The 17,192-nt window shown below is 72.7% G+C and carries 12 protein-coding genes; 6 read left to right on the forward strand and 6 right to left on the reverse strand.

All coding sequences use genetic code 11. The features are described 5' to 3' along the window. Window positions 1-90 precede the first annotated feature (90 nt). Together ACZ6ZT_RS08490 and ACZ6ZT_RS08495 are read right to left on the reverse strand one after the other, a co-directional pair. Window positions 91-588, reverse strand: coding sequence for a hypothetical protein (locus ACZ6ZT_RS08490; protein WP_469716778.1), 498 nt, complete (start codon window positions 586-588; stop codon window positions 91-93). Window positions 589-827: 239 nt separating this feature from the next. Continuing rightward, on the reverse strand, window positions 828-2,345 hold the full coding sequence (locus tag ACZ6ZT_RS08495) for an MFS transporter (RefSeq protein ID WP_469716780.1): 1,518 nt from the start codon (window positions 2,343-2,345) through the stop codon (window positions 828-830). A gap of 125 nt (window positions 2,346-2,470) precedes the next feature. Here ACZ6ZT_RS08495 and ACZ6ZT_RS08500 point away from each other — a divergent pair, with 125 nt between their 5' ends. Beyond that, window positions 2,471-3,472, forward strand: a complete 1,002-nt coding sequence (locus ACZ6ZT_RS08500; RefSeq protein WP_469716782.1) for an Lrp/AsnC family transcriptional regulator — start codon at window positions 2,471-2,473, stop codon at window positions 3,470-3,472. Window positions 3,473-3,482: 10 nt separating this feature from the next. On the opposite strand, the gene glgP is transcribed toward ACZ6ZT_RS08500, so the two are convergent. Next, window positions 3,483-6,122: an alpha-glucan family phosphorylase gene (gene glgP / locus ACZ6ZT_RS08505; RefSeq protein ID WP_469716783.1), complete on the reverse strand. Its 2,640-nt coding sequence runs from the start codon at window positions 6,120-6,122 to the stop codon at window positions 3,483-3,485. 488 nt (window positions 6,123-6,610) lie between these two features. On the opposite strand from glgP, the gene ACZ6ZT_RS08510 reads away from it, so the two are divergent. The 4 genes from ACZ6ZT_RS08510 (at window position 6,611) to glgB (ending at window position 14,210) form a co-directional block, all read left to right on the forward strand. Then, window positions 6,611-8,605, forward strand: coding sequence for an alpha-1,4-glucan--maltose-1-phosphate maltosyltransferase (locus tag ACZ6ZT_RS08510; protein ID WP_469716785.1), 1,995 nt, complete (start codon window positions 6,611-6,613; stop codon window positions 8,603-8,605). Beyond that, window positions 8,602-10,308 carry a maltose alpha-D-glucosyltransferase gene (gene treS / locus ACZ6ZT_RS08515; protein ID WP_469716787.1) on the forward strand — a complete coding sequence of 569 codons (1,707 nt, stop codon included), beginning with the start codon at window positions 8,602-8,604 and terminating at the stop codon, window positions 10,306-10,308. The genes ACZ6ZT_RS08510 and treS overlap by 4 nt, the downstream gene beginning before the upstream one ends. A gap of 156 nt (window positions 10,309-10,464) precedes the next feature. Continuing rightward, complete coding sequence (locus ACZ6ZT_RS08520; protein WP_469716789.1) at window positions 10,465-11,904, forward strand: maltokinase N-terminal cap-like domain-containing protein; 1,440 nt, start codon at window positions 10,465-10,467, stop codon at window positions 11,902-11,904. Further along, window positions 11,901-14,210, forward strand: coding sequence for a 1,4-alpha-glucan branching enzyme (gene glgB, locus ACZ6ZT_RS08525; protein WP_469716791.1), 2,310 nt, complete (start codon window positions 11,901-11,903; stop codon window positions 14,208-14,210). Before ACZ6ZT_RS08520 ends, glgB begins: the two co-directional genes overlap by 4 nt. Here the strand turns inward: glgB and trxA are convergent. Both trxA and ACZ6ZT_RS08535 read right to left on the reverse strand, forming a co-directional pair. Next, the gene (trxA, locus tag ACZ6ZT_RS08530) at window positions 14,200-14,559 is read right to left on the reverse strand and encodes a thioredoxin (RefSeq protein WP_469716793.1); all 360 of its coding nucleotides are present in this window, start codon (window positions 14,557-14,559) and stop codon (window positions 14,200-14,202) included. The two genes, glgB and trxA, sit on opposite strands and share 11 nt — an antisense overlap. 35 nt (window positions 14,560-14,594) lie before the next feature. Continuing rightward, entirely contained in the window at window positions 14,595-14,999 is a 405-nt protein-coding gene (locus ACZ6ZT_RS08535; RefSeq protein WP_469716795.1) for a MerR family transcriptional regulator, read from the reverse strand. 329 nt (window positions 15,000-15,328) lie between these two features. On the opposite strand from ACZ6ZT_RS08535, the gene ACZ6ZT_RS08540 reads away from it, so the two are divergent. Continuing rightward, entirely contained in the window at window positions 15,329-15,952 is a 624-nt protein-coding gene (locus tag ACZ6ZT_RS08540; RefSeq protein ID WP_469716797.1) for a helix-turn-helix domain-containing protein, read from the forward strand. Window positions 15,953-16,053: 101 nt separating this feature from the next. Here the strand turns inward: ACZ6ZT_RS08540 and ACZ6ZT_RS08545 are convergent, their stop codons facing one another. Then, window positions 16,054-17,079 carry an ATP-dependent 6-phosphofructokinase gene (locus tag ACZ6ZT_RS08545; protein WP_469716799.1) on the reverse strand — a complete coding sequence of 342 codons (1,026 nt, stop codon included), beginning with the start codon at window positions 17,077-17,079 and terminating at the stop codon, window positions 16,054-16,056. Between the last annotated feature and the right edge of the window lie 113 nt (window positions 17,080-17,192).

The raw sequence follows: 17,192 nt of genomic DNA on the forward strand, positions 1-17,192 counted from the left end.
GGCAGTGGTGAACCAGAGCTGACCGCACAGACCAGGGGCCGCCCGGGAGAAGACCTCCCCGGGCGGCCCCGTCGTCGTGCCGGGCGCGGATCAGCCCATGGAGCCCATGACCCGGTGGAAGAGCTCGCCCGCGCGGTCCTCCATGGTGCGCGGGGCGGCGCTGCGGTCCCCGTCGTTGCGCTCGTCCCAGTTGCCGTTGTCGTCCTCGTCGTCGCGGCCGTGGTGGTCGTCGACCGGCTTGAACAGGACCGAGCGGGCGTTCAGGTTGTGCGCCCGCTCACCGGGACGCAGCACCTCCTGGGCCTCTCCGCCGCAGTGGCCGTCGCGGAAGATCAGCGCCACCGACTCGGTCTCGTTCTTCACCGCGTAGGCGGGGTGGCGCTGGGCGTGGGTGAGCTCGTAGCAGGTGTCGTTGTCGCCGGGGTGGATCTGCCCGGTGTGGTCGTCGCCGTCCCCGTCGGTGAAGCGGTAGTAGAGGACGCCGAGGCCGTCGTGGTGCGGGTTGGCGGCGGCCAGGGACTGTCCGGCGGCGGGCAGGACGAGCGCGAGGGAGGCGAGGACCGCGGCGGCGGTCGTACGAAGACGCATGGGGGGTCCGTTTCTCGGGTGATCGGATTCCGTGAGTACCTGGGTGCCCGGTCCGGTGGGCATCCGCGGGCAGCGTAGGAGCGGATCCGACTGCGGAAACGATTCGGCATGCGCAGTGCGTTCGAAGGTTCACCCGCCCGGAGCGAACCGCCGCCGAACGCCGCCATACGGCCCCCACCGCGCACGCCCCGCACGCCCCCCGCGCACGCCCCCGTACAGCCTTCTTCTTACGTGGTCCCTCAGGCGGAGGCCCGTTCGGAGGCGGCCGCCACCGCCGGCGCGGAGGCCTGCTCCGGCACCGGGGCCGCCGCCGCCGGGCGGCGGATCAGCAGGACCACCAGCAGCGCACCGGCCAGGCCCATCACGCCCGAGGTCAGGAAGGTCTCCCGCAGCCCGCTCGCGAAGGCGGCCTCCACCCACTCCCGCGCCGCCGGGGCCGCCGCGAGCAGCCGCCCCGCCCCGCCGGAGGCCAGGACGTCGGCGCTCTCGCGCGGCTGCCCGCCGAGCCCGGAAACGAGCCCGGCGTGGAACACCACGCCCAGCACCGCGATGCCGAGGGCGTTGCCCAGCTGCCGGGCGGTGTTCAGCGCGCCGCCCGCCATGCCGGCCCGCGCCGGGGCCACGGCCGCCATCGCGGTCGCCGCCAGCGGCGGGGTGGCCATGCCCACGCCGATACCGGTCAGCGCCAGCCCCGGCACGAGCGCACCCCAGCCGTCCCCGGCGTCCAGCATCCAGGCCTGGAGCAGCGCCCCGGCGCCGATCAGCAGCAGCCCGCCGCCGATGCTCAGCCGGGCGGGCGCCCCGTGCAGCAGCCGGCCGGCCACCGCCGAGACCGCGAAGGCGGCCAGGCTCATCGGCACCAGCACCAGGCCCGCCCGGACCGGCCCCATGCCCTCGGCGGACTGCAGCCACAGGGAGACGTACATCAGGTACGAGAAGGCCGCCCCGGACAGCAGCAGGCCGCCCGCCATGACGGCGACGAAGTTCGGGCTGCGGAACAGCGAGAGGTCCAGCATCGGCCGGGAGCTGCGCAGCTCCACGAGGACGAAGGCGGCGAAGGCGACCGCGGCCAGCGCCAGCAGGCCGAGGGTGGCGGCGGAGGTCCAGCCGTTCTCGCCGACCCGGATCAGGGCGTACGTCAGCACCCCGGCGCCCGCCGTGAAGGTGGCCATGCCGGGCAGGTCCAGCCCGGTGGCGTGCGGATTGCGCGACTCCGCCACGGCCTTCAGGGTCACCCAGACGGCCAGGGCGCAGACGGGGAGGTTGATGAAGAAGATCCAGCGCCAGCCGAAGTGCTCGGTCAGCAGTCCGCCGATGATCGGTCCGGCCGCGGCGGCGGCGCCGTTGACCGCGCCCCAGACGCCGAAGGCGACGCCGCGGTCGCGGCCCTGGTAGGCGGAGCTGAGCAGGGCCATGGTGGTGGCGAACATCGCCGCGCCGCCGAGGCCCTGCACGGCGCGGAAGGCGATCAGCACGCCGGGGCCGGTGGCCAGGCCGCAGGCCAGCGAGGCGGCGGCGAAGACGCCGAGGCCGCCGAGGTAGACGCGGCGGCGCCCGATCCGGTCGGCGAGCGAGCCGGCGCCGAGCAGCAGGGCGGCCAGGGCGAGGGCGTAGACGTCCATCACCCACTGGAGGCCGGCGAAGCCGGTGTGCATGTCCTCGGCCATGTCGGGGAGGGCGACCGTCACGATCGTGACGTCGACCAGGAGCATGAAGGCCCCGAGGCAGACCGCCGTCAGGGGTAGCCATTTACGCATGGGAAATTCTCCTCGGGAACCGGTGGGGGATGTACCCAAGGTGACAGCCGCACCGGCCCGTCCCCCATCCAGCACCGCTCCGGTGACGGATTTCCCCCACATCTGGCCCTGTCATGATGGAAACCATGAAAGACGCGGAACTCGACACCTTCGACCTGGCGCTCATCCAGGCCCTGATGATCGACGGCCGGGCCTCCTTCAGCCGGCTCGCCCAGGTGCTGGAGGTCTCGGACCAGACCGTCGTACGCCGCTACCGCAGGATGCGCACCGGCGGACTGCTGCGGGTGGTCGGGCTGCCGCTCGGCCGGCGGGTCGGGCTGTTCGAGTCCTGGCTGCGGGTGCAGTGCGCGCCGGACGCCTCGCTCGCGGTCGCCGAGGCGCTGGCCCGCCGCCCGGACATCGCCTGGGTCAACCTGGGCTCCGGCGGCACCGACATCCACTGCACCACCCGCGCCCGCACCCGGGAGGACCGCGACGGGCTGCTGCTGGACAAGCTGCCGCGCACCCGCCGGGTGACCGGGGTCAGCGCGCACACCATCCTGCGCATGTACACGGGCGGGCCGGAGCGCTGGTTCGGCCTCGACGTGCTGCGCCCGGACCAGGTGGCCGCGCTGGAGCTGCCCGCGCCGACGGGCGGTGGCGAACCGTACACGATGGACGCGGCCGAGCTCGCGCTGCTGGCCCTGCTGCGGCGCGACGGCCGGGCGGGCTATCCCGAGCTCGCCCGGGGTACCGGGCTGTCGGAGTCCACGGCCCGGCGCCGCCTGGAGCGGCTGCGCGCGGAGGGGGCGGTCTACTTCGACGTGGAGATCGTGCCGCGCACGCTGGGCTTCCAGGCCGAGACCGTCCTGATGCTGACGGTGAAGCCCGCGCTGCTGGCCGAGGTGGGGGCGGCGCTGGGCGGGTACCCGGAGGTGCCGTTCGCGGCGGCGGTGACCGGCACGGCGAACCTGCTCGCGGTGGTGATCTGCCGGGACACCGACGCGCTGTACACGTTCCTGACCGAGCGGGTCGGCGCGCTGCCCGGGATCCGCCAGGTGGAGGCGGTGCCGACGCTGCGCAACGTCAAGCGCGCCGGGATGCTGGTGGAGGACGGGCGGCTGGTGGACCCGCCGCCCGTCCCCTGAGCGGCGCCGGTCAGCGCAGCAGTACGCCGCCGGCCGGCGGTTCGGCGTCCGCGGGCGCGGCGAGCAGGCCCAGTTCGGCCGGGGTCGCCAACAGCGGGTGCGCCGGCAGGACCCGCACGGTGTACCCGAAGGGGCCCGTCCGGTCCAGCGCGAGCGGGCCCTCGTAGACCCAGCGGCCCTCCAGGTCGGGACCGGCGGCGGGCTTGAGCGGGAAGCTCCGCCCGTCGCGGATCACGTCCTGGGCGTCGACCCGGCCCGCGACGGCCTGGACCTCGACGTCCTCGGGGGCGAGCGAGTCCAGTGCCACCCGGACCCGCAGGGTGAGGGTGGCGCCGAGTTCGGCGGTGCCGCCGACGGGCGCCTCGGCGGCCGCCTCGACGTGTTCGACGGCCACCCGGGGCCAGGCCTCCCGGACGCGCCCCTTCCACCAGGCGAGGTCCCGGGCGGCGGTGGGGTCCAGGGCGCGGTGGGAGAGCGCGGCGGGGGCGTAGAGCCGCTCCACGTACTCCCGTACCATCCGGCCCGCGAGCACCTTCGGGCCCAGGGACACCAGGGTGCGGCGGACCATCTCGATCCAGCGCACGGGCAGCCCGGCCCGGCCGGCCCGGTCGTAGAAGCGGGGCGCGACCCGGCCCTCGATCAGCTCGTAGAGGGCGTTCGCCTCCAGGTCGTCGCGCCGGTCCTCGTCCGTGCCGAGGCCGTCGGCGGTGGGGATGGCCCAGCCGAAGTCGGGCTCGAACCACTCGTCCCACCAGCCGTCCAGGACGGACAGGTTGAGGCAGCCGTTGAGGGCGGCCTTCATCCCGCTGGTGCCGCAGGCCTCCAGCGGGCGCAGCGGGTTGTTCAGCCAGACGTCACAGCCGGGGTAGAGCTTCTGCGCCATCGCCATGCCGTAGTCGGGCAGGAAGACGATGCGGTGGCGCACCCGGGGGTCGTCGGAGAAGCGGACCAGCTCCTGGACGAGCCGCTTGCCGCCGTCGTCGGCCGGGTGGGCCTTCCCGGCGACGACGATCTGCACGGGCCGGTCGGGGTCCAGCAGCAGCCGGCGCAGCCGCTCGGGGTCGCGCAGCATCAGCGTGAGCCGCTTGTACGAGGGCACGCGCCGGGCGAAGCCGATGGTCAGCACGTCCGGGTCGAGGACGGAGTCCACCCAGCCCAGTTCGGCGTCGGCGGCCCCGCGCTGCTTCCAGGAGGCGCGCAACCGGTCCCGTACCTCCTGGACGAGCTGCTCGCGCAGGGCCCGGCGTACCTCCCACACCTCCTGGTCCGCGATCTGCGCGACCGCGTCCCAGCGGGGCGAGCCGCCGACGGAGAGGGCGTCCTCGGTGCGCCCGGGCCCGATCTGCCGGGCGCCGAGCCGCATCACCTCGGGGGCCACCCAGGTCGGGGCGTGCACCCCGTTGGTGACGGAGACGATGGGCACGTCGGCGGCGTCGAAGCCCGGCCACAGCCCGGCGAACATGCCCCGGCTGACGGCTCCGTGGAGGGTGGAGACCCCGTTGGCGCGCTGGGCGAGGCGCAGGCCCATGACGGCCATGTTGAACACGCCGGAATCGCCGCCGGGGTAGGTCTCGGCGCCGAGCTCCAGGATCCGGTCGACGGGGACGGTGGGCAGTTCGCCGCCCTCCCCGAAGTGCCGGGCGACCAGGGAGCGCTCGAAGCGGTCGATGCCGGCGGGGACGGGGGTGTGGGTGGTGAAGACGGTGCCGGCGCGGACCGCCTCGACGGCGGCGTCGAAGCCGAGGCCCTGCTCCCCTTCGAGTTCCCTTATGCGTTCGAGGCCGAGGAACCCGGCGTGTCCCTCGTTCGTGTGGAACACCTCGGGGTCGGGGTGACCGGTGATCGCGCAGTAGGCGCGGACGGCGCGGACGCCGCCGATGCCGAGCAGCATCTCCTGGAGGAGACGGTGGTCGCTGCCGCCGCCGTAGAGGCGGTCGGTCACCTCGCGGGCGCCGGCGTCGTTGTCCTCGACGTCGGAGTCCAGGAGCAGCAGCGGGACCCGTCCGACGTGGGCCTGCCAGATGTGCGCGTGCAACGAGCGCCCGCCGGGCAGGGTGAGCGACACCCGGGCGGGGGCGCCGTCCTCGCGGCGCAGCAGGGCGAGGGGCAGCTCGTGGGGGTCGAGTACGGGGTAGTGCTCCTGCTGCCAGCCGTCGCGGGAGAGCGACTGGCGGAAGTAGCCGTGCCGGTAGAGCAGACCGACGCCGACGATGGGGACGCCGAGGTCGCTGGCGGCCTTGAGGTGGTCGCCGGCCAGGATCCCGAGGCCGCCCGAGTACTGGGGCAGCGCGGCGGTGATCCCGAACTCGGGGGAGAAGTAGGCGATGGCGGCGGGCAGCTCGGCGGTGTTCTCGTGGCTCTGGTACCAGCGGCCGCCGTGGACGTAGTCGTCGAGGTCGGCGACGGCCACGGCGAGGCGCCGCAGGAACCGCCGGTCCGCGGCGAGCTCCTCCAGGCGGGCGGCGGGCACGGCACCGAGCAGCCGGACGGGATCGCCCCCGGCGGCCTGCCAGCCCTCGGGGTCGACGGATTCGAAGAGTTCGCGGGTTTCCGTATGCCAAGACCAGCGCAGATTGCGCGCCAGTTCGGCGAGCGGCATCAGGGGTTCGGGGAGGACGGGGCGCACGGTGAATCGACGGATAGCCTTCACGTGTTCCACCTTCGCAGGGGAGGACGGACCGGGGCGGCCACACCACGCTGTGCGGCCGCGCATCGCCCCCGGAAGGCTAGCGCCGGCCCCTCCCCCGGACCATCCCGCCCCGGCCGGGTGACCGAGGGGGTGCGATGCCCCCGCACCGGAACCCGGCCGGTCCCGCCCGACTTGACGGAGCCTCGGCGGATGTCGATCCGGGGCTCGGAGATCCGCGTGCCACTACGTACGAGTAGTTAACCGACAGCACGGATTGGGCGGGGTGTGAGTGGGGCAGGGCTCTGCGGGTACGCGCGGTACACGCACGGCGCACCCTCACCCAACCTTTCCCCGCCACCCGAGTGAACGCGGACAGGAGCGGCCATGCCCGCACTCCAGCCGTCTTCCGAGCGGCTAGAAACAGAGCGAACAGAGCGTGCACTACCGGCTGCCCTCGTAGCCGGCCTGTTGTCACCGAGCCCTGCGAACTGCCCCCAGGTGATCCCATCATGATCGGTCGCATTCCCGTGCTGGACGTCCGCCCCGCCGTCGACTGCGGCGCCAGACCCGCCAAGGCGGTCGTGGACGAGGTCTTCGAAATTTCCGCAACCGTGTTCCGCGAGGGCCACGACGCCGTCGCCGCGCACGTCGTACTGCGCGACCCCAGCGGGCGGCTGCGCCCGCCCGTCCCGCTGCGCGAGCTCGCCCCCGGCACCGACCGGTGGGGGGCCCGGGTCTCCGCCGAGGTCGAGGGGAGGTGGACGTACACCGTCGAGGCGTGGAGCGACCCGGTCGCCACCTGGCGCGCCCATGCCGCGATCAAGATCCCGGCGGACCTCGACACCGGCCTGACCCTGTTGGAGGGCGCGGAGCTCTACACCCGGGCCGCGGCCAAGATTCCCAAGCGCGACGGCCGCGAGGCCGTGCTGGCGGCCGCCGAGGCGATGCGCGACGAGGACCGGCCGGTCCAGGAGCGGTACGCGGCCGCGCTCGACCCCGCGGTGGACGCGGCGCTGGCCAAGCGCCCGTACCGGGAGCTGGTCACGGCGGCCAAGCCGCTGCCGCTGCTCGTCGAGCGCAAGCGGGCCCTCTTCGGCTCCTGGTACGAGATGTTCCCGCGCTCGGAGGGCGCGGTGCTCGAACCGGGCGCCCCTCCCGTCAGCGGGACCTTCCGCACGGCCGCCGAGCGGCTGCCGGCCATCGCCGCCATGGGGTTCGACGTGGTGTACCTGCCGCCGATCCACCCCATCGGCTCCACCTACCGCAAGGGCCCCAACAACACGCTTTCGGCCGGAAGTTGGGACCCGGGCGTGCCGTGGGCCATCGGCTCCACGGAGGGCGGCCACGACGCCGTCCACCCCGAGCTCGGCACCATCGAGGACTTCGACGCCTTCGTGGCGCGCGCCCGCGAGCTGGACCTGGAGATCGCGCTCGACTTCGCCCTCCAGTGCTCCCCGGACCACCCGTGGGTGGAGAAGCACCCGGAGTGGTTCCGCCACCGCGCGGACGGGACGATCGCCTACGCCGAGAACCCGCCGAAGAAGTACCAGGACATCTACCCGGTCCACTTCGACACCGACATGGCCGGCATCGTCACGGAGACGGTCCGGATCCTGCGGCACTGGATGGACCACGGCGTACGGATCTTCCGCGTCGACAACCCGCACACCAAGCCCGTCGTCTTCTGGCAGAAGGTGATCGCGGACATCAACAAGTCCGACCCGGACGTGATCTTCCTGGCGGAGGCCTTCACCCGGCCCGCCATGATGCGCGCGCTCGCCGCCGTCGGCTTCCAGCAGTCGTACACGTACTTCACCTGGCGCAACACCAAGGCCGAGCTGACCGAGTACCTGACCGAGCTGGCCGGGACCCGTTCGGCCTCCGTGATGCGGCCGAACTTCTTCGTGAACACGCCCGACATCCTGCACGCGTACCTCCAGCGGGGCGGCCGCGCCGCCTTCGAGGTCCGGGCGGTCCTCGCCGCCACCCTCTCCCCCACCTGGGGGGTCTACGCCGGCTACGAGCTCTGCGAGAACGAGCCGGTGCGCGAGGGCAGCGAGGAGTACATGAACTCGGAGAAGTACGAGTTCCGGCCGCGCGACTGGGCCGCCGCCGAGCGCGAGGGCCGCACGATCGCCCCGCTGATCACCACCCTGAACCGGCTGCGCCGGCGCAACCCCGCCCTCCAGCAGCTGCGCGACATCCACTTCCACTCGACCGACAACGAACAGGTGATCGCCTATTCGAAGCACGCCGGAGCCAATTCCGTACTGGTGGTCGTCAACCTCGATCCGCACCACACCCAGGAGGCGACGGTCTCGTTGGACATGCCGGTACTCGGCCTCGACTGGCACGGGTCCCTCGCGGTGCGCGACGAGCTCACCGGCGAGACCTACCACTGGGGCAGGGCGAACTACGTGCGTCTAGAGCCGGGCCGTGCGCCCGCGCACGTACTGGCCGCTCTGCGACCGTCCCCGCCCACCGGAGGGTCACCCACCACATGATGATCAACGATCCCGTCCACGACACCTTCGAGGACACCCCCGCCAAGGACCGCGATCCCGACTGGTTCAAGCGGGCCGTCTTCTACGAGGTCCTCGTCCGCTCCTTCCACGACAGCAACGGCGACGGCGTGGGGGACCTCCAGGGGCTCACCGCCAAGCTGGACTACCTCCAGTGGCTCGGCGTCGACTGCCTGTGGCTGCCGCCGTTCTTCGCCTCGCCCCTGCGCGACGGGGGCTACGACGTCTCCGACTACACCTCCGTCCTGCCCGAGTTCGGGGACCTCGCGGACTTCGTGGAGTTCGTGGACGCCGCGCACACCCGCGGCATGCGGGTGATCATCGACTTCGTGATGAACCACACCAGCGATCAGCACGAGTGGTTCCAGCAGTCGCGCAAGGACCCGGACGGCCCGTACGGCGACTACTACATGTGGGCCGACAACGACAAGCAGTACCAGGACGCCCGCATCATCTTCGTCGACACCGAGACCTCGAACTGGACGTACGACCCCGTACGCAAGCAGTACTACTGGCACCGCTTCTTCTCGCACCAGCCGGACCTGAACTACGAGAACCCGGCCGTGGTCGAGGAGATCATCTCCGCCCTGCGCTTCTGGCTGGACCTCGGCATCGACGGCTTCCGCCTCGACGCCGTGCCCTACCTGTACGCCGAGGAGGGCACCAACTGCGAGAACCTGCCGCGGACCCACCAGCTCCTCAAGCGGGTCCGCGCCGAGATCGACGCGCACTACCCGGACACCGTGCTGCTCGCCGAGGCCAACCAGTGGCCCGAGGACGTCGTCGACTACTTCGGGGACTTCGCGAAGGGCGGGGACGAATGCCACATGGCGTTCCACTTCCCCGTCATGCCGCGCATCTTCATGGCCGTGCGAAGAGAGAGCCGCTACCCCGTCTCCGAGATCCTGGCCAAGACCCCGGCGATCCCGGAGCGCTGCCAGTGGGGCATCTTCCTGCGCAACCACGACGAGCTGACCCTGGAGATGGTCACCGACGAAGAGCGCGACTACATGTACGCCGAGTACGCCAAGGACCCGCGCATGCGGGCCAACATCGGCATCCGGCGCCGGCTCGCCCCCCTCCTGGACAACGACCGCAACCAGATGGAGCTCTTCACCGCCCTGCTGCTGTCGCTGCCCGGCTCGCCGGTGCTCTACTACGGCGACGAGATCGGCATGGGCGACAACATCTGGCTCGGCGACCGCGACGGCGTGCGCACCCCGATGCAGTGGACCCCGGACCGCAACGCCGGTTTCTCCTCCTGCGATCCGGGCAGGCTGAACCTGCCGGTCATCATGGATCCGGTCCACGGGTACCAGGTCACCAACGTCGAAGCGGCCATGGCGTCGCCCTCCTCGCTGTTGCACTGGACCCGCAGACTGATCGAGATCCGCAAGGCGAACCCCGCCTTCGGACTCGGTTCGTACACCGAACTGCCCTCGTCCAACCCGGCGGTCCTCGCGTTCCTCCGCGAGTTCGGGGACGACCTGGTGCTGTGCGTGCACAACTTCTCCCGCTTCGCGCAGCCCACCGAGCTGGACCTGCGGTCGTTCAACGGGCGGGTGCCCCTGGAACTCACGGGGGACGTGCGTTTCCCGCCGATCGGCGAGTGGCCGTACCTGCTGACCCTGGCGGGACACGGCTTCTACTGGTTCCGTCTGCGCAACGACCCACGCGCCGACTGACGGGGCCGAGGTACGGGGCGGGCACTCGTTTGGGTCAACCGCCCGCCCCTGTACGGATCATCCTGACCCGACACTCGCACATACCGGAGAAGCAACTGCCGCACATCCGGGACACTCTGCGCATTCTGTGACGGCCCGGGGAAAGGACGCGACGCCATGTCGGAGGCTGCATCCGCCCGGAGCCGGCTGACGGCCGACCGGGCCGCCGGGATCGGCCCGCTGGAACCGATGCTGCGGGCCTGGCTGCCCGCCCAGCGCTGGTTCGCGGGCAAGGGCCGTGCCATCAACAGGATCAGGGCCGTCTCCTCGGCCGAGCTGCTGCCACCGGGATCCGCTCCCGGCCTGCTCCACCTGCTCCTCGACGTGGACGGCGACTGCTACCAACTCCTGCTGGGCATCAGGCCCTCACCGCTGCCGCCCGCCCTCGCGCCCGCCCTGATCGGGCACCCGCAGAGCGGACCGCACGCGGGCCGGGCGGTGTACGAGGCACTGGGCGACCCCAGGCTCGCCTCGATGCTGCTGGAACGCCTGCGCTCCCCCGGCACCCTGGGGCCGCTGCGCTTCGACCGGGACGCGCACGCCCCCGTCCCGGCCGGACTGGCCCCCCGCCCGCTGTCCGGGGAACAGACCAACTCCTCGCTGATCTACGGGGACGCGTACATCCTGAAGGTGTTCCGCCGCGTCGGTCCCGGCGTCAACCCCGACCTGGAACTGCCCAGAGCGCTGGCCTCCGCCGGCTGCGCGCGGGTGCCCGCGCCCGTCGCCTGGTACGAGGCGGCGCTGCCCGGGGGTGGAGAACCGTTGACCCTGGGCGTGCTCCAGCCCTACCTGCGCGGTTCCCACGACGGCTGGCAGCTGGCCCTGCGCCGGCTCGGCGCCGGCGCCGACTTCACCGCCGAGGCGCACGCGCTGGGCCGGGCCACCGCCGAGGTGCACAGCGCGCTGGCCTCCGCCCTGCCCACCGTGATGCTGGGCCCCGAGCAGACGGCCCGGCTCGCCGCCGGGATGACCGCGCGGCTGGCCGCCACCGTCCGCGAGGTGCCCGCGCTCCAGCCGTACGAGGCCGGGCTGCGCGGCGCCTTCGACGCCCTGGCCGCCTCCCGCGGCTCGGGGGTCCACGCCCAGCGCATCCACGGCGACCTGCACCTGGGGCAGACCCTGCGCACCGCCGAGGGCAGCTGGGCGCTGATCGACTTCGAGGGCGAGCCCGCGCGGCCGCTGGCCGACCGGCGCCGCCCCGAACCGGCGGTGCGCGACATCGCCGGGATACTGCGTTCCTTCGACTACGCCGCCCGCTCGCACCGGCCGTTCGCCCCCGCGTGGGCGGACGCCTGCCGGGCCGCGTTCTGCGAGGGCTACGCCCGTACCACCGGTCGCGATCCGCGCGAGGAACCGGTTTTGCTGCGCGCCTACGAGACCGACAAGGCGGTGTACGAGGCCCGTTACGAGTTCCGGCACCGCCCGGACTGGCTGCACGTCCCGATGGCGGCGATCCGCCGGCTGTCGGAACCCCAGCGGCCCGCCCACCGCATGCCCCCGCCGGCCAACCCCGGCGCCGCCCCCCATCCGAAGCCCCCGAGGAGGCCGCTCGCGTGAGCGCCGCACGACAGCCGTCACCGACCGTCCGCGACCAGGCCGCACCCCAGCCCGCCGCGGCCGAGCCCGCCGCACCGGCCCCGTCGAAGCCCGCCCGCACCCCCCGGGCCCGCCGGGGCGCGGCCCCGCCCGCCGTCCGGCCCGCCCCCGCGCTGGGCGCGGAGGACCGGGCCCGGCTGCTGGAGGGCCGCCACCACGATCCGCACGGGGTGCTCGGCGCCCATCCGGGGCCCGACGGGGTGACCTTCCGGGTGCTGCGCCCGTACGCGAAGGCCGTCACGGTCGTCGCGCAGGAGCTGCGAGCCGAGCTCCTCGACGACGGGGACGGGCTGTTCTCCGGCCTGCTGCCGCTGACCGCGGTGCCGGACTACCGGCTCCTCGTCGGCTACGACGGCGAGGAGACCGAGGCCCACGACCCCTACCGGTTCCTGCCCGCGCTCGGGGAGCTGGACCTGTACCTGATCGGCGAGGGCCGGCACGAGGAGCTGTGGACCGCGCTCGGCTCGCAGCCGATGGAACACCAGGGGGTGGCGGGCACCCGGTTCACGGTGTGGGCGCCCAACGCCCAGGGCGTGCGGGTGGCCGGGGACTTCTCGTACTGGGACTCGGGCGCCTACCCGATGCGCTCGCTGGGCGGGAGCGGGGTGTGGGAGCTGTTCCTGCCCGGGATCGCCGAGGGGGCCCTGTACAAGTACGACATCACGCGCCCCGACGGCAGCCGCACGATGCGGGCCGACCCGATGGCGCGGGCCGCGGAGGTCCCGCCGGCGACCGCCTCGGTGGTCACGTCCTCGCGGCACGTGTGGCAGGACGCCGAGTGGATGGCGCGGCGCGGGGAGCGGGCGCCGCACGAGGCGCCGATGTCGGTGTACGAGGTGCACCTGGCGTCGTGGCGCCCCGGGCTCTCGTATCGGGAGCTGGCGGAGCAGCTGCCGGCCTACGTCCAGGAGCTGGGCTTCACGCACGTGGAGCTGATGCCGGTCGCCGAGCACCCCTTCGGGGGGTCGTGGGGCTACCAGGTCACCGGCTACTACGCGCCGACCTCGCGGATGGGCTCCCCGGACGACTTCCGCCTCCTGGTGGACGCGCTGCACCGGGCCGGGATCGGGGTGATCGTCGACTGGGTGCCGGCGCACTTCCCGCGCGACGACTGGGCGCTCGCCGAGTTCGACGGCCGGCCGCTGTACGAGCACCAGGACCCGCGCCGGGCCGCGCACCCGGACTGGGGGACGCTGGAGTTCGACTATGGGCGCAAGGAGGTCCGCAACTTCCTCGTCGCGAACGCCGTGTACTGGTGCCAGGAGTTCCACGTGGACGGCCTGCGCGTGGACGCGGTCGCCTCGATGCTCTACCTGGACTACTCGCGCGAGTACGGCGACTGGTCGCCGAACGTAAACGGCGGCCGGGAGAACCTCGACGCGGTGGCGCTGCTCCAGGAGATGAACGCGACCGTCTACCGGCGCTGCCCGGGGGTGGTGACGATCGCCGAGGAGTCGACCGCCTGGGACGGGGTGACCCGGCCGACGGACGCGGGCGGGCTCGGTTTCGGCCTGAAGTGGAACATGGGCTGGATGCACGACACCCTGCGGTACGTGTCGAAGGACCCGGTGCACCGCAAGTACCACCACCACGACATGACCTTCGGGATGGTGTACGCCTTCAGCGAGAACTACGTGCTGCCGATCTCGCACGACGAGGTGGTGCACGGCAAGCAGGCGCTGGTCTCGAAGCTGCCGGGCGACTGGTGGCAGCAGCGGGCCACGCACCGCGCGTACCTCGGCTTCATGTGGGCCCACCCGGGTAAGCAACTGCTGTTCATGGGGCAGGAGTTCGCGCAGGGCTCGGAGTGGTCGGAGGCGCAGGGGCCGGACTGGTGGGTGCTGGACTCCGGCTACCCGGCGGCCGGTGACCACGGGGGCGTACGGGACCTCGTGCGCGATCTGAACCACGCGTACCGGGCCGCACCGGCCCTGTGGGAGCGCGACTCCGTGCCGGAGGGCTTCGCGTGGGTGGAGGCGGACGCCGCCGAGGACAACGTCTTCGCCTTCCTGCGGTTCGCGGCGGACGGCTCGCCGCTGCTGTGCGTGTCGAACTTCTCCCCCGTGGTGCGGCACGACTACCGCCTCGGGGTGCCGGAGGCGGTGCCGCAGTGGCACGAGGTCCTCAACACGGACCTGGAGGCGTACGGCGGCAGCGGCGTCCACCACACCCGGCCGCTGCGCCCCGAGCCGGTGGCGGCCCAGGGGCGCCCGGCGAGCCTGCGGCTGACGCTGCCGCCGATGGCGACGCTCTGGCTCAGGCCGTAACGGCCGGCCGCTGCTCCAGGTGCTCTTCGAGCTCCTGGAGCAGCTTGCGCTTGGGGCGGGCCCCGACCATCTGACGGACGGGTTCGCCGCCCCGGAAGACGAGGAGCGTCGGGGCGGCCAGGACGGCGTAGCGGGCGGCGGTGGCCGGGTTGCGGTCGACGTCGATCTGGACGACCTTGAGCCGGCCGGCCTGCTCGGCGGCGATGGCGGACAGGACGGGGGCGAGCTGGCGGCAGGGCCCGCACCAGTCGGCGGTGAACTCCACCAGGACCGGCAGCTCCCTCTCCTCCAGCACCTCGGCGGCGAAGTCGGCGTCGGTCACTTCGGGCACGCCTCGGGCGCGGCTCATGTGGTTCCCCTCTCGGTGGTGGTGGGTGGTGCGGATCAGCCGGTCATCTCGCAGCGCGGCGCGGGCGGCTCCCCGCCGGCCGGGGCGGCGAGCTCCACGGCGGCGGCCAGCTGCCGGGCGACCTGTCCCCGTACGCCGGTGAGCTGGCCGATGAGGCCGTCGAGCTCGGCGAGCTTGCGGCGGTAGACGGCCAGGGACGCCGGGCAGGCGTCTCCGGCCGGGTGGCCGGCGCGCAGGCAGTCGACGAAGGGGCGGGTCTCCTCCAGGTCGAAGCCGAAGTCCTGGAGGGTGCGGATCTGCCGCAGCAGCCGCAGGTCGTCCTCGTCGTAGTCCCGGTAGCCGTTGCCGGTCCGCCGGGCGGCCAGCAGCCCGCGGGACTCGTAGTACCTGAGGGCCCGTGTGCTGGTCCCGGCCCGCTTCGCCAGTTCGCCGATGCGCATGGTGCGACCGTAATCCTTGACGTCGGCGTGAAGGCAAGGCCTCCCGCGCCGGGGTCTGTGACGGGGATCACGGGGCCGGTATCGGGAGACGCCTGAAAGGGAGTGGCTGGATCCGTACGCTGAGGAAGGATCAATCGCTCATCCGATTACCGGACAGTCGCAGAGAAACCCGGCCAAACCGGCGAACTCACTAGGACTTTCCTACGAGTTATGAGCTTGTTTGATTGGTTGGTAGTCGATACGGCTCAGCCACTCCTACGGTGTGCCCTGTGCACTCCAGCCCACCATTCAATGCCCCCGCCGCGCGTCGTCTGCGTGCTGCCCTGGGCATGGCTCCCGGTCATGTCGCCTATGGCCTGCGGGCCCAGTACGGACTGCTCGTCGCGCCCGAAACCGTGATGGCCTGGGAACGGGGCGAACTGTCCCCCACCTCCGCCGAACTCACGGCGCTCGCCGGCGTGCTCTGGTGCTCCCCCGGCGAACTGCTCGCCGAGCCCGTCACCCTGCGCGAACACCGCCTGGCCCGGGGCCTCGACCCGGAGGACCTGGCCCGCCGGGTCGGCCTGGACGGGGCCTCGTACCAGAAGATGGAGGACACCGGGCGCTGGAAGGGCAACGAACGCCAGTCGGCCGCCCTCGCCTCGGTGCTCGGCCTGAGCCTCGCCCAGTTCGTGACGGCGACCGGCAAGGAGGAGGAGCTCGCCGGACTGCTGCGCAGCGCGGTGACCACCCGCTGGCAGGCGTACGTGAAACCGATGGCGAAGCTGCTGCCGGTGCCCAAGGCCCATCTGGAACGGGTACTGGAGCACCTCTACCACGACTACCAGTCGCGGATGGTGGCCACCCTGAGCTGGGGCGCCGCCCAGGGCGCGGCCGGGACCGGGGACGCGGGCCGGGAGTTCCTCGCGGAGATCGTGGAGCGCTTCTGGGCTCTGGCCGGCGGTGTGGGATAGGCCGTCCGGCGGCGAAGGGGGGCCGGAGGTCCCGGCGGGGCGGGACCTCCGGCCCCGCCCGGACCGTTCTTTCCGGCCGGACGACGGGCCGGACGGGCCCGTCAGAAGACGGACTCGGCCTCGTACATGCGGTGGTCCGGCACGGTCTTCAGCTCGGTGACGGCGTGGGCGAGGGGGGCCATCACGATGTCGGTGCCCCGCAGGGCGGTCATGTTGCCGAAGTCGCCGCGGTGGACGGCCTCCACCGCGTGCCAGCCGAAGCGGGTCGCGAGGACGCGGTCGTAGGCGGTCGGGGTGCCGCCGCGCTGGACGTGGCCGAGGATGACCGGGCGGGCCTCCTTGCCCAGGCGCCGCTCCAGCTCGACGGCGAGGCGGTTGCCGATCCCGGCGAAGCGCTCGTGACCGTACTGGTCGATCTCGCCCTTCTCGTACGGCATGGAGCCCGCCGCCGGGTGGGCGCCCTCGGCGACGCAGACGACGGCGAACTTCTTGCCGCGGGCGAAGCGCTCCTCCACCATCTTCACCAGGGCGTCCACCTCGAAGGGGCGCTCCGGCAGGCAGATGCCGTGCGCACCGCCGGCCATGCCCGACTCCAGGGCGATCCAGCCCGCGTGGCGGCCCATGACCTCGACGACCATCACGCGCTGGTGCGATTCGGCGGTGGTCTTCAGGCGGTCGATGGCCTCGGTGGCGACCATGACGGCGGTGTCGAAGCCGAAGGTGCGGTCGGTGGAGGAGATGTCGTTGTCGATGGTCTTCGGGACGCCCACCACCGGCATCCCGGCGTCGGACAGCATCCGGGCGGCCGTCAGGGTGCCCTCGCCGCCGATCGGGATGAGGGCGTCGAGGCCGTAGCGCTCGGCGAGCTCCGCGGCGTTCTCGGCGGCCTCGCTGAGGCGGGCGCGCTCCATGCGGGCCGAGCCGAGGATGGTGCCGCCGCGGGCCAGGATGCCGCTGACGGCGTTGATGTCGAGCGGCCGGTAGTGGCCGTCGAGGAGGCCCTTGAAGCCGTCTTCGAAACCGATGACCTCGTCCCCGTGCCCGACCAGGGCCCGGTGTACGACCGACCGGATGACAGCGTTGAGGCCGGGACAGTCGCCGCCTGCGGTGAGAACTCCGATACGCATCGTGCTGTGTCTCCTGCTCCTGGTCGTACCGGGCCGTACGCGCGCGGACGGACGGCCGTACATATGAAGGGCGTATTGGTGAAGCCCGTCCGATTGTTCCACGGGCCACGGGG

The organism is Streptomyces sp. NPDC102258, from assembly GCF_055584685.1.

Coding starts and splice junctions, on each gene's coding strand:
- ACZ6ZT_RS08545 (WP_469716799.1), bottom strand. CDS start 17,079: ATGCGTATCGGAGTTCTCACCGCAGGCGGCGACTGTCCCGGCCTCAAC.
- ACZ6ZT_RS08495 (WP_469716780.1), bottom strand. CDS start 2,345: ATGCGTAAATGGCTACCCCTGACGGCGGTCTGCCTCGGGGCCTTCATG.
- ACZ6ZT_RS08520 (WP_469716789.1), top strand. CDS start 10,465: ATGTCGGAGGCTGCATCCGCCCGGAGCCGGCTGACGGCCGACCGGGCC.
- treS (WP_469716787.1), top strand. CDS start 8,602: ATGATGATCAACGATCCCGTCCACGACACCTTCGAGGACACCCCCGCC.
- ACZ6ZT_RS08535 (WP_469716795.1), bottom strand. CDS start 14,999: ATGCGCATCGGCGAACTGGCGAAGCGGGCCGGGACCAGCACACGGGCC.
- ACZ6ZT_RS08540 (WP_469716797.1), top strand. CDS start 15,329: ATGGCTCCCGGTCATGTCGCCTATGGCCTGCGGGCCCAGTACGGACTG.
- ACZ6ZT_RS08510 (WP_469716785.1), top strand. CDS start 6,611: ATGATCGGTCGCATTCCCGTGCTGGACGTCCGCCCCGCCGTCGACTGC.
- ACZ6ZT_RS08500 (WP_469716782.1), top strand. CDS start 2,471: ATGAAAGACGCGGAACTCGACACCTTCGACCTGGCGCTCATCCAGGCC.
- trxA (WP_469716793.1), bottom strand. CDS start 14,559: ATGAGCCGCGCCCGAGGCGTGCCCGAAGTGACCGACGCCGACTTCGCC.
- ACZ6ZT_RS08490 (WP_469716778.1), bottom strand. CDS start 588: ATGCGTCTTCGTACGACCGCCGCCGCGGTCCTCGCCTCCCTCGCGCTC.